Annotated in this window: 14 protein-coding genes; 6 read left to right on the forward strand and 8 right to left on the reverse strand. The window is 70.6% G+C overall.

Annotated features, from left to right (window positions below; all coding sequences use genetic code 11):
* Positions 1-4 precede the first annotated feature (4 nt).
* Complete coding sequence (locus tag OG984_RS02205; RefSeq protein WP_328530043.1) at positions 5-1,666, reverse strand: acyl-CoA dehydrogenase family protein; 1,662 nt, start codon at positions 1,664-1,666, stop codon at positions 5-7.
* Positions 1,667-1,703: 37 nt separating this feature from the next.
* On the opposite strand from OG984_RS02205, the gene OG984_RS02210 reads away from it, so the two are divergent.
* Together OG984_RS02210 and OG984_RS02215 are read left to right on the forward strand one after the other, a co-directional pair.
* A complete protein-coding gene (locus tag OG984_RS02210; RefSeq protein ID WP_328530044.1) occupies positions 1,704-2,798 on the forward strand; it encodes a potassium channel family protein in 1,095 nt (364 codons plus the stop codon).
* A 213-nt stretch (positions 2,799-3,011) separates the two neighbouring features.
* Positions 3,012-3,296 (forward strand): DUF3263 domain-containing protein, encoded by a 285-nt coding sequence (locus OG984_RS02215; protein ID WP_328530045.1) that lies wholly within the window; start codon positions 3,012-3,014, stop codon positions 3,294-3,296.
* 328 nt (positions 3,297-3,624) lie between these two features.
* Here the strand turns inward: OG984_RS02215 and map are convergent, their stop codons facing one another.
* From map to OG984_RS02230, 3 genes are read right to left on the reverse strand one after another with little or no spacing between them, the layout of a single operon-like run.
* Positions 3,625-4,398, reverse strand: a complete 774-nt coding sequence (gene map / locus OG984_RS02220) for a type I methionyl aminopeptidase (RefSeq protein ID WP_328532310.1) — start codon at positions 4,396-4,398, stop codon at positions 3,625-3,627.
* 37 nt (positions 4,399-4,435) lie between these two features.
* Positions 4,436-5,674 (reverse strand): RNA polymerase sigma factor, encoded by a 1,239-nt coding sequence (locus OG984_RS02225; protein ID WP_328530046.1) that lies wholly within the window; start codon positions 5,672-5,674, stop codon positions 4,436-4,438.
* Positions 5,671-6,114, reverse strand: coding sequence for a YciI family protein (locus OG984_RS02230; protein ID WP_328530047.1), 444 nt, complete (start codon positions 6,112-6,114; stop codon positions 5,671-5,673). Before OG984_RS02230 ends, OG984_RS02225 begins: the two co-directional genes overlap by 4 nt.
* A 114-nt stretch (positions 6,115-6,228) precedes the next feature.
* Between OG984_RS02230 and OG984_RS02235 the strand changes: the two genes are divergently transcribed.
* Positions 6,229-6,999 carry a GNAT family N-acetyltransferase gene (locus OG984_RS02235; protein WP_328530048.1) on the forward strand — a complete coding sequence of 257 codons (771 nt, stop codon included), beginning with the start codon at positions 6,229-6,231 and terminating at the stop codon, positions 6,997-6,999.
* On the opposite strand, the gene OG984_RS02240 is transcribed toward OG984_RS02235, so the two are convergent.
* The gene (locus OG984_RS02240; protein WP_328530049.1) at positions 7,000-7,944 is read right to left on the reverse strand and encodes a D-2-hydroxyacid dehydrogenase family protein; all 945 of its coding nucleotides are present in this window, start codon (positions 7,942-7,944) and stop codon (positions 7,000-7,002) included.
* 98 nt (positions 7,945-8,042) lie between these two features.
* Between OG984_RS02240 and OG984_RS02245 the strand changes: the two genes are divergently transcribed.
* Together OG984_RS02245 and OG984_RS02250 are read left to right on the forward strand one after the other, a co-directional pair.
* The gene (locus tag OG984_RS02245; RefSeq protein ID WP_045547784.1) at positions 8,043-8,672 is read left to right on the forward strand and encodes a ClpP family protease; all 630 of its coding nucleotides are present in this window, start codon (positions 8,043-8,045) and stop codon (positions 8,670-8,672) included.
* Positions 8,669-9,274 (forward strand): ClpP family protease, encoded by a 606-nt coding sequence (locus OG984_RS02250; RefSeq protein ID WP_328530050.1) that lies wholly within the window; start codon positions 8,669-8,671, stop codon positions 9,272-9,274. Before OG984_RS02245 ends, OG984_RS02250 begins: the two co-directional genes overlap by 4 nt.
* Positions 9,275-9,297: 23 nt before the next feature.
* Here the strand turns inward: OG984_RS02250 and OG984_RS02255 are convergent, their stop codons facing one another.
* On the reverse strand, positions 9,298-9,618 hold the full coding sequence (locus OG984_RS02255) for a helix-turn-helix domain-containing protein (protein ID WP_328530051.1): 321 nt from the start codon (positions 9,616-9,618) through the stop codon (positions 9,298-9,300).
* 328 nt (positions 9,619-9,946) lie between these two features.
* A complete protein-coding gene (locus OG984_RS02260) occupies positions 9,947-10,333 on the reverse strand; it encodes a hypothetical protein (protein ID WP_328530052.1) in 387 nt (128 codons plus the stop codon).
* Between the two features lie 117 nt (positions 10,334-10,450).
* Between OG984_RS02260 and OG984_RS02265 the strand changes: the two genes are divergently transcribed.
* Positions 10,451-10,927: a hypothetical protein gene (locus tag OG984_RS02265; RefSeq protein ID WP_328530053.1), complete on the forward strand. Its 477-nt coding sequence runs from the start codon at positions 10,451-10,453 to the stop codon at positions 10,925-10,927.
* Positions 10,928-10,947: 20 nt separating this feature from the next.
* Here the strand turns inward: OG984_RS02265 and OG984_RS02270 are convergent, their stop codons facing one another.
* Positions 10,948-11,631, reverse strand: a complete 684-nt coding sequence (locus tag OG984_RS02270) for an MBL fold metallo-hydrolase (RefSeq protein ID WP_328530054.1) — start codon at positions 11,629-11,631, stop codon at positions 10,948-10,950.
* Positions 11,632-11,655 lie beyond the last annotated feature (24 nt).

Below are 11,655 nucleotides of genomic sequence, written 5' to 3' on the forward strand. Positions count from 1 at the left end.
ATCGCTACAGGGTCGGTGTCGCCCGCTGCACGACGGCCTTCTGGTCCCCACCGGCGAGCATGCCGTACGTCCCACCGTGCCCGGACAGCCGGCTGGCGCAGAAGATGTCGGCGACCTCCTCGGGCCCGTAGCGGACCAGGAGGCTTCCCTGGAGAAGCGTGGCCATGCTGCCGGCCAGTCGCCTGGCAGAGCGCTCCAGCTCCTCGGGGCTGCCCATCGACTCGCCCAGCAGGGCAAGGGTGGAGTCGACGGCCCGGTCATAGCGCCGGTCGGCGCCCTTGGCGCCGCCCACCTCGGTGATCCAGGCGTCGAGGACCGAGGGCTCGCGCTGGATCGCGCGCAGGACATCGAGGGCGTTGACGTTGCCGGAGCCCTCCCAGACCGAGTTGAGAGGGGACTCGCGGAAGAGCAGCGGCATCACCGACTCCTCGACGTAGCCGTTGCCGCCCAGGCACTCCAGCGCCTCCGCGACGTGGGCGGGGGTGCGCTTGCAGACCCAGAACTTCGCCAACGGCAGGCCGATGCGGCGCAGTGCCTGCTCGTGCAGGTCCTCAGGTCGGTCGACCGCCGCGGCCAGGCGCATCGCCAGCGCGGTGGCCGCCTCGGACTCGACGGCCAGATCGGCGACCACGTTCTGCATCAGTGGCTTGTCCGCCAGGGCGCCGCCGAAGGCGGAGCGGTGGGCGACGTGCCAGCTCGCCTCGGCCACGGCACGGCGCATCAGCGAGGCCGAGCCCAGCACGCAGTCGAGACGGGTGGCGGCGACCATCTCGATGATGGTGCGTACGCCGCGTCCCTCCGCGCCGAGCCGGTAGGCCGTCGTGCCGCGGAACTCGAGCTCCGAGCTCGCGTTCGATCGGTTGCCGAGCTTGTCCTTGAGCCGCACCACGTCCAGGCGGTTGCGCTCGCCGCCGGGCAGGACCCGGGGGAGCAGGAAGCAGGTCAGTCCCTCCGGCGCCTGGGCCAGCACCAGGAAGACGTCGTTCATCGGGGCCGAGGTGAACCACTTGTGCCCGTGCAGCTCGTAGGTGTCGCCGCCCAGGGGATGGGCCTCGGTGATGTTCTGGCGTACGTCCGAGCCACCCTGCTTCTCGGTCATCCCCATGCCCGCCAGGGCGCCGAGCTTCTCGGCCGGGTCGCGCAGGCCGAAGTCGTAGATCGTGGAGGCGAGCCTGGGCACCCACTCCGCGGCGAGGGAATCGCTGGCGCGCAGCGCGGGGACGGCTGCGTACGTCATGGAGATGGGGCACAGGTGGCCCGGCTCGGTCTGGGACCACGCCAGGAACCCCGCGGCGCGGCGTACGTGGGCGTGCCTCGCCCCATGGCCGGCACCCGTCTCCGCCGGCGTCCACGGCGCCGCGGCCAGGCCGTGGCCGACGGCCCGCTCCATCAGCCAGTGCCAGGAGGGATGGAAGGAGACCTCGTCGACGCGGTTGCCGTAGCGGTCGTAGGGGACCAGCTCGGGGTGGAAGCGGTTGGCGAGGCGGCCGTGCTCCTGCGCCTCGGCGCTGCCGGCCTCTGCGCCCAGCGGGACCAGCGAGTCGAGGGTCTCCTCATCGGCATGGCGCACGACCGCCGCGGAGAGGGCGGCGTCGCCGGTGACGACGTTGTGACCCGCGAGCGGCGGAGCCTGGTTGGTGACACGACGGATGTCGGAGGCACTCATACGAGAGACGATAGAGGCTTGCCTATAGGGTCGGGACGTGTCCGAGACAAGCGCATACGCCCCCAAGTGGGCCGGGGTCGAGCAGGTCGCTCTTCCGGAGACGGTGCGGTCGCCGTGGTGGCAGCTCGGACGCCGGCTGCTGGCCGCGATGGCGATCCTGGTCGGCACGGTCCTGCTGGTCTACTTCGACCGCGACGCCTATGCCGACAACAACGACCCCACGGGCCAGATCAGCCTGATGGACGCGATCTACTACACGACGGTCACGCTGAGCACGACCGGCTACGGCGACATCGCGCCGGTCGCCGACCACGCGCGGATGATCAACGCGTTCATCATCACGCCGGCTCGCATCGCGTTCCTGGTGCTGCTGATCGGCACCACCCTCGAGGTCCTCACCAAGCAGGGCCGTGACCTCATCCGAGTCGCTCGCTGGAGGAAGAAGATGTCCCAGCACATCGTCGTCGTGGGATACGGCACCAAGGGCCGCAGCGCTGTCGAGACGCTGCTCAGCAACGGTGCCGACCCCGAGGAGTTCGTCGTTGTCGACCCCGACCCGGTGGCGCGCTCGGACGCCCACTCCGACGGGATCGCGGTGGTCACCGGCGATGCGACCCGGCGCGAAGTGCTGATGCGGGCGGGGGTCAAGGACGCGGAGCAGGTCATCATCACCACCAACCGCGACGACTCCAACGTGCTCACGATCCTGACCGTGCGACAGATCAACCCCGAGGCCTGGATCGTCGCCGCCGCGCGGGAGCGGGAGAACGCCCCGCTGATGAAGCAGTCGGGCGCCGACTCGGTGATCACCTCCGCCGACGCGGTTGGCCGGCTGATGGGTCTGTCCACCATCTCCCCGACCCTCGGCTCGGTCATGGAGGACCTGCTCAACTCCGGAATCGGACTGGAGGTCGCCGAGCGCGACCTGCTGGTCAACGAGGTCGGCAAACAGCCGCAGCAGCTCGCCGACCAGGTGATCGCGGTCGTACGCGACGAGAAGGTCTTCCGCTACTTCGACCCGGTCGTCGGCACGCTGTCGCGAGGGGACCGGCTGATCGTGGTGCGGGCGGCGAAGGAACTGCCCTGGGCGCCGCGGCCGGGCACGCACGGCGAAGACACGGCTGAGGCGTAGTCGCCAGCAGAAGACCCGGCAAAACAGAAGTCAGCCGCTGGCGTCTCGGGTCACCAGCGGCTGACATGGAAAACATTAGCCGACGATCCGGCGTGCTTCAAAGAGTCGATCTGCAGTTTTATGAAGATGGCCCGGATGGGCTATGCCGGATAGTCCGAGGCGGTGGCGCGTGGCGGTTTCGGCGGCGACCGGCGCGCCTGGGATGATGGACGCATGACCGAGGCGCCCCACAGCCCCGGGCCTGCCGACGAGCAGCCGGGCCTGTCCGAGAACGAGAAGCGACTGCTCGACTTCGAGCGCTCCTGGTGGTCGGCCGGCACCGGCCGCGACGAGGCCGTCCGGGAGCAGCTGGGGATGAGCGCTGCCGACTACCACCGCGCCGTCAACGACCTGATCGACAAGCCCGAGGCGCTCGCCTACGACGGCGTCCTCGTGCGCCGCCTGCGTCGCCAGCGTGACGCGCGGCGTACGCAACGTTCGAAGAGTCCGCGGCAGTAGCTCTGCCGGACTACTTTCCATGGTCCGTCGGAATCATTTGCACACTTTTGCATTGCAGGTGCTTGCATAGTCGCCGATCTGTCGGCTAACGTTCTTCTTGTCAGCCGCTGGTGACCCGAGACGCCAGCGGCTGACTTCTATTTCGGCCCAGTTCCCGACGCGCCGTGGCAGGCGAACGCCTCCGGCAAGGCCTTGGCTGAACGGCCACGGCATCACCGGCCCCGGCTCGCTCTGGCAGTCGGTCACCCTCGCCTCACCCTGTCGTGGGCGTGAAAGCACGGCGCCCCGCTCCCGATCGGGAGCGGGGCGCCGTCGCGTGCGTCGTGGATCAGTCGCTGTCGCGCGCGGTGAGGATGAGCGGGCCGTCCTCGGTGATCGCGACGGTGTGCTCCATGTGGGCGCCGCGGGACCCGTCGGCGCTGCGCAGGGTCCAGCCGTCGGGGTCGGTGAAGATCTCGTCGGTGGTGTGCAGGAACCACGGCTCGATCGCGATGACGAGACCGGGCTGCAGCTTGAAGCCGCGGCCGGGGCGGCCGTCGTTGGCGATGTGCGGGTCGCCGTGCATCGTGCGGCCGACGCCGTGGCCACCGAACTGGGTGTTGATCTTGAGGCCCTTGGCGCGGGCGACGCCGGCGATCGCGTGGGAGATGTCGCCGACCTTGTTGCCGACCCGCGCGGCGTCGATGCCCGCGGCGAGCGCCTGGGTGGTGGTCTCGATCAGGTCGAGGTCCTCCTGGCGGGGCGTGCCGACGACGACGGAGAGGGCCGAGTCGGAGACCCAGCCGTCGACGCTGGCGGCGAAGTCGACGCTGAGCAGGTCGCCGTCCTGGAGCTTGTAGTCGAAGGGCAGGCCGTGCAGCACGCCGTCGTTGACGGAGGTGCAGAGCACCTTGCCGAACGGCATCGCGCCGAAGCTCGGGTGGTAGTCGATGTAGCACGACTCCGCGCCGCGGTCCTTGATCATCTTGTGCGCCAGCTCGTCGAGCTCGAGCAGGTTCACACCCACGGCGGCGTGCTCGCGGAGTGCGGTCAGGACATCGGCCACGAATCGGCCGGCGGGCTTCATCTGCTCGATCTGGGTCGGCGTGCGCAGTTCGATCACAGGCACAGACTATCCTGAGAACGGTTCTCAGTAGAACTCAGCAGCGTGCATCGCGGAGCGCGGCCGCCTTCGAGGTCAGGAAACGCCGTTCGGCGAGGTTGGTGGCGCGCACCGAGGCCAGCTCGTACGCCGCCGCGGCACCGTCCAGGTCGCCGGCGAGCTCCAGCAGATGAGCGCGCACGGCGGGCACGCGAGGATGGTCCGCGAAGCCGTCGGGTGCGCCGCGCAGGAGGTCGTCGAGCAGTGCGAGCGCGGGGCCCGGGCCGTCGGCGTACCCGACCGCGACGGCCTTGTTGAGCGTCACGATCGGGCCGGGGGCGACTTTCTCGAGCAGTCCGTAGAGCGCGGTGATCTGCAGCCAGTCGGTCTCCTCCGCAGAGGGTGCGCGGTTGTGGAGCGCGGCGATGGCGGCCTGGATCTGGTAGGGGCCGGGGCGGCCGGTGCCGATGACGGCGTCGACCAGCGCGACGCCCTCGCGGGTGGCCTCGGGCCGCCACAGGCTCCGGTCCTGGTCGGCCAGCGGCACCACCGCGCCGTGGGCGTCCACGCGGGCGGGCCGGCGGGCATCGAGGAGCAGCATCAGCGCCAGCAGCCCGCCGAGCTCGCCGTGGCCGGTCCCGGTCATCCGGGTGAGCGCGGTGCGGGCGAGCCGGGTCAGCCGGATCGCCTCTGCACACAGGTCGACCCGCTGCAGTCGGTCACCCTCGGTCGCGACGTACCCCTCGTTGAAGAGCAGGTAGAGCACCTTCAGCATCGCCGGGATCCGCGCGGCGAGGTCGGCGGTGCCGTCGATCCCGAGCGACCGGCTCTTGATCGTGGCCTTCGCCCGGGAGATCCGCTGCGCCATCGTCTTCTCCGGGACGAGGTAGGCGTGCGCGATCTCCCGGGTGGTGAGCCCGCCGACCGCCCGCAGGGTCAGCGCCACCGCCGAGGCCGGGGTGAGGCTGGGATGGCAGCAGAGCAGGAGTACGTCCAGGGAGTCGTCGACCGCGGAGGTCTCCTGCCCCTCGGGCTCGGCGAGGTGGTCGGCGTGCTCCCGGTCGCGCCGGCGCGCCTCGCTGCGCTTGGCGTCGACGAGACGGCGCATCGCGGTGGTGACCAGCCAGCCCCGCGGCTGCTCCGGCACGCCGCGCTCAGGCCAGGTGCGTACGGCCTCGATCAACGCCTCCTGGACGGCGTCCTCGGCGGCGTCGAAGTCGCCGGATCGCCGGGTGACGATGGCGACGACCTGCGGCGTGAGGTCACGCAGCAGGTCGGCGGGCAGCGCCTCGGTCACTCGATGCTCGACTCGCCGAAGGCGATGGTGTCGTCGACCGAGGAGCCGTCGGTGCCGTGGTACATCCGGCGCACCTGGATCGGCTGCTCGATCGGCCGCCCGCCCGGGCCCGGAGCGGCGGAGTAGAGACCGGCGATCTCGAGCGCGCGCTCCTGGGTCTCGGCGTCGATGATCATGTAGCCGGCGACCCACTCCTTGAACTCCTGGAACGGCCCGTCGGTGACGGTGCTGTCGGCGCCGTCGGAGGTCACCACGAACGCCTGGTCCGGCGGTGTCAGGGCCTCGACGTGCACCAGTTCGCCGGACTCGGTCAGGGCCTTGTTGAGAGCCTCGTAATAGCTCATGTGGCCCTGCACCTCCTCCGGCTTCCAGCCGGCCATCCCACCGGGAGTCTCGTCGTTGCCGGCTTGGTAGTCGAGGATCATCAGGTAGCGAGGCATGTGCTCACCCTTCCATTTCGGGCGCTCCTTGTAAGCGCCATTCACGAGGGGAACGGAGCCGGCCGCCGGATAACTACATGCTTCGGCGAATCCTTTCGGCGTAGGTTTCTCGCCGTGCTGAAGGCCTATGACGAACAGTTGCGAACCGATGCCGAGACGCCCGGGGCGGTGTCGGTGACCAGGTACGGGCCGCTGCGGCTGATCACCTTCGACGGCGGCCGCGGATTCATCTCCTACCAGGACCTCGGCGGGGCGGACGAGGCCGGGATCGAGGCTCTGGTCGCGGCGGCGGTGGCCCACTTCGAGGCCGACCCGGCGATCGACGAGGTCGAGTGGAAGACCCGCGGCCACGATGCCGCTCCCGGGCTGCACGAGACCCTGCTCCGGCACGGCTTCGCGCCGGAGGATCCCGAGTCGATCATGATCGGTGAGGCCAAGCTGCTCGCCGTGGACGTGCCACTGCCCGACGGGGTCGTCCTGCGCTCGATCACGAGCGCGGAGGACGTACGCGCCGCCGGCATCATGCAGGACGGCGTCTTCGGGTCACCGACCTCCGAGGGACGGTTGGGCGAGGTGGTGCGCCGGATCGCGGCGGGGGAGTGCGAGATGTGGGTCGCCGAGGCGGACGGCGAGATCGTCAGCGCCGGCAGGATCGACCCGGTCCCGAACACCGAGTTCGCCGGCATCTGGGGCGGCGCCACGCTGGAGGAGTGGCGCGGTCGCGGCATCTACCGCGCCCTGACCGCCGCCCGCGCCCGCACCGCCATCGCGCTGGGCAAGCGCTACATCCACAGCGACTCGACCGAGTTCTCCCGGCCGATCCTGGAGCGCTCGGGGCTGGTCAAGGTCGGCACCACCACGCCGTACGTCCGCCGGTTCGACTGATCAGTCGTCCTTCGGGGCCAGCAGGCGGATCGGGTCGCCGGCCAGCCAGGCGGCGATGCCCTCGACCGCGCCGCCGTAGAAGCGGCGGTAGTTGTCCTCGGTGACGTAGCCGAGGTGCGGGGTGGCGACCACGTTCGGCAGGTGCCGCAGCACGTCGTCGGCGGGAAGCGGCTCGACGTCGTAGACGTCCAGGCCGGCACCGGCGATCGTGCCGGAGCCGAGATGGGCGACCAGCGCCTCGGTGTCGACCAGCCCGGCCCGGGAGGTGTTCACCAGGTAGGCGGTCGGCTTCATCGAGGCCAGGTCGGCGTGCCCGACGATGTGCCGGGTGGCCCCGGAGAGGACGAGGTGGAGCGAGACAACGTCGCTGGTCTCGAAGAGCGTGTGTTTCTCAACGGCCTGCACCCCGAGCGGCTCGGCCCGCTCGGCGGTGAGGTGAGGGCTCCAGGCGACCACGTCCATCCCGAACGCCTGCCCGACGGCCGCGACCCGGGAGCCGATCTTGCCGAGCCCGAGCAGCCCGAGGGTCCGGCCGTGGAGGTCGCTCCCGACGGTCCGCTGCCAGGTGTGGCCCGTCGCCTCGGTCACGATGTGGCGGGTCAGCGCATGGATGAGCGCCCAGGTGAGCTCGACCGGAGGATGCGGGCTCGACGGGGTGCCGCACACGGCGATGCCCAGCCGGGCCGCCGCCGTCAGGTCGATCGAGGCGTTACGCATACCGGTCGTGACCAGCAGCCTCAGGGTCGGCAGCCGTTCGAGGAGCGCGGCCGGGAAGGGCGTGCGTTCCCGCATCGCCACCACGATCTCGGCCCCGGCGAGCGCCCGGACCAGCGCGTCCGGTGCGAGATGCTCGGTCACCGAGGTGACCTCGACGCCGTCGAGGGAGTCCCACGCGGCGTACGTCCTGGCCACGTCCTGATAGTCGTCGAGAATCACGCAGCGCACGACCGCAACCTATCGGGTGGGTGGAGTTCTGCTGTGGGCAGATCTGCCTGCGGCTGATTCGCTTTCGCAGGGCCTCGGGCTCGGTCAGAGTCGAGGACATGACCCAGACACCCATCAGCGCCGGGCCGCTCGACGAGCAGCTGACGGCGCGGCTGCAGAACCAGCGGATCATCGTGCTCGGCCAGGAGGTGGACGACGCGATCGCCAACCGGATCTGCGCCCAGCTGCTCCTGCTCAGTGCTGAGGACCCGCACCGCGACATCTCCCTCTACATCAACTCGCCCGGCGGCTCGGTGACGGCCGGGATGGCGATCTACGACGTGATGCACCTGATCCCCAACGACGTCTCCACGCTCGGCATGGGGATGGCGGCCAGCATGGGGCAGTTCCTGCTCACCGCGGGCACCCCGGGGAAGCGCTACGTGCTGCCGCACACCGAGGTGCTGCTGCACAAGGGCTCCGCCGGGATCGGCGGGTCCGCGGCCGACATCGAGGTGCAGGCCGCGCGGCTGGCGCGGATGACCCAGCAGATGCTCGAGATCACCGCCGCCCACACCGGTCAGAGCGTTGAGCAGATCGACCAGGACTCGCTGCGCGACCGCTGGTTCACCGCCGAGGAGGCCCGCGACTACGGCTTCGTGGACGAGGTGCTCAACGACGTGCAGTCGGTGACGCCGGTCCAGCAGCGGTCGGCCGCCTTCGGGCTCGCCGCCGGGGGTGCCCGATGAGCTCCTACACGATCCCCTCGGTCGTCGAGAAGACCCCGCGGGGCGAGCGTGCGCTCGATGTCTACAGCCGCCTGCTCTCCGACCGGATCGTCTATCTCGGTACGCCGATCGACGACGGTGTCGCCAACGTGGTGATCGCGCAGCTCATCCACCTGGAGTCGGACGCACCGGACACCCAGATCGAGCTCTATCTCAACTCGCCGGGCGGCGACCCGACCGCGATGTTCGGCATCTACGACACGATGCAGTTCCTGCGGTCGCCGGTCGCGACCACGTGCGTGGGTCAGGCGGCCGGTTCGGCAGCGGTGCTGCTGGCCGCGGGGGATCCGGGGCGGCGTACGGTCCTCCCGCACGCGCGGGTCGTGCTGCAGCAGCCGGGCCAGGACGGTCAGCGGGGCGATGTCACCGACCTGCAGGTCGCCGCGAAGGAGATCGGTCGGCTACGGGCTGAGATGGACACCCTGCTGGCGCGCCACACCGGGCGGAGCGTCGAGGAGATCCACGCCGGCACCGAGCGCGACCTCGTCCTGGGTGCCGAGGACGCGGTGGCGTACGGGCTCGCGGACGCCGTGCTGGAGAGCCGCAAGCTCGCCTCGGTCTGAGAGACGGTCGGGTCTCGGTCGGGTCAGGCGGCGAGGGCCATCGGTCCGGTCGGGCGGGCGCCCGCGCGCAGCGTGCGGGTGACCCGCTCGGTCAGGTCGACGAGACCCAGGCCCAGCGCGCCTCCGACGGCCTCGAGGACCTCGGAGCTGGGCTCCTTGCGGCCGCGCTCGATCTCGGAGAGATATTGCGTCGAGACCCCGGCGTCGCCGGCGACGTCGGCGAGCGTACGTTCCTGGCGGGACCGCTCCTCGCGGATCACCTGGCCGGCGGCCTCACGCCACAGCGGCGCCGGTTTGTCGTCGTCCGGCAGCGGGTGGCCGGGGAACCTGATCACTTCGCCCATGGAAACACCCTAGCGCTGCATGCGAGGCCCGAGGGGGCCGTTCGCGCCGGGCGAACACGCCCCTTACCAGGGGTTATATCGGTCGAACGATAGATGATGGGGACTTGCCAGCGAGCTCCGACACCCCGATAGTGGTCGCACAGTTTCGATCTTTGTGGGTCTACTGTGCACGACCAGAGAACTTGTCGAGTCGTTGGTATCACGGGGGAATCGTGTTGCATCGCAAGCAGATCGCCTTGGCCGGAATGGCAACAGGGCTGGCCATGACGAGCATCGGGATCGGTGGCCTGATCGTCGGCAACGCCGGAGCAGAAGAGCCAGGACACAGTTACGCCACGGATGAGTCCGGGATCAGCCTGATCTCGCCGATCTCCCCGGTGGCACCTTTGGAGAAGAAGCCCACCGCGCCCACGGAGAGCGAGCCGCAGAGCTCGGCTCCGAACAGCGAGGCACCCGAGGTCGCCGAGTCGGCGGTCCCGGCGAGCCCTCGGTCGGTCGAGGAGTCCACCGGGGAGTCGACGTCGCCGCTTCCGGCGCGTCCCACGCAGATTCCTTCGGAGCCGCGTCCTACCGGTCGTCCGAGCCCGACGGCGTCGCCGAGCGAGACGCCGAGCGAGACGCCGAGCGAGAGCCCCAGCGAGACGCCGAGCGACACCGCCTCGCCGACGCCGAGCGAGCCGGCGACCGAGGAGCCGGACCCCTCGGACACGCCCACCGACTGATCCCGGCTCCCGACTGTTGGTCGGCGATGCCCCCGGGAGGGTAACGCCCGAGGCATCGCTGCCCTACGCTGTGCGCCACACCATGCGCGGGGCGGGTACAGGGAGTCGAGTTGCAGAGCAAGCAGGTCGCCGTGGCAGGCATCCTGACCGGCGCGGTCATGACCGGACTCGGGGTGGTGGTCCTCCTCGCCGGGCTCGCGGAGGCCGAACGGCCAGATCGCGACCCGGTCACCGGCTACGAGGACGTCGGCAACACCTATCCCGACGTGGATCCGTTGCCGCCGCGGCCTTCGGCGCAGCTGTCCCAGGGGCCGTCGACGGGCCACTCCGCCGGTCCGGGCGCGGTGGGAGACGCGGACGGCGAGCCGGTCGGGCCGAGGAGGCCCGGGCCGACAACGGCTGAGGACCCGCGCGTCCCGACGGCATCGCGTGAGCCGGGCGAGCCCGCCGAGACCGGAGGCTCGACGCCCACCTCCGGCCCCACGGGCACGGCCGAGCCGGAGCCGACCACCGAGCCGACCGAGTCCGCGGAACCGACGTCGGAGCCGACGCCGACCGAGACGGCGACGCCGACCACAGAGCCGTAGCCGTCAGGCCGGGCCGGCGATCACCATCCCCGTTCGCGCCATTCGGCGAGGTGCGGCCGCTCGGCGCCGAGCGTGGAGTCGTCGCCGTGGCCCGGGTAGAACCAGGTGTCGTCGGGGAGGGTGGCGAAGATGCGCTGCTCGACGTCGTCGATCAGCTGGGTGAAACGTACGGGATCCTGCTGGGTGTTCCCGACCCCGCCGGGGAAGAGGCTGTCACCCGTCCACAGGTGCGGCGTGCCCTCGGGGTCGCGGTAGAGCAGCGCGACCGACCCGGGGGTGTGCCCGCGAAGCGCGATCACCTCGAGGGTGCAGTCGCCGACGGCGACGGTGTCGCCGTGGGAGAGCGTGCGAGCGATGGGTACGCCGGTGGCCTCGGTGATCGCGGCCGCGTCGGGCTCTCCGGCGAGTGTCGCCGCGCCGGTCGCTTCGACGATGTCCGCGAGGGCGCGATGGTGGTCCCAGTGCTGGTGGGTGGTGACGACGGTGGCCAGGTTCTCGCCGACGAGGGGGAGCAGGGTCTCCGGCTCGGCCGCGGCGTCGACGAGCAGCTGCTCGCCGGTCGAGCGGCAGCGCAGCAGGTAGCAGTTGTTGGACATCTGCGCGTCGACGGCGACCTTCGTGACGGTCAGCCCGTCGAGCTCGCGTACGTCGGCCGGGCCGCCCGGTTTCACCGCGCCTGTATAAGTGGTAGGGGCATCGCTCATGCGTCTATGCAAGCACGTCGGACA

This window comes from Nocardioides sp. NBC_00368, from assembly GCF_036090055.1.
GTDB lineage: Bacteria > Actinomycetota > Actinomycetes > Propionibacteriales > Nocardioidaceae > Nocardioides.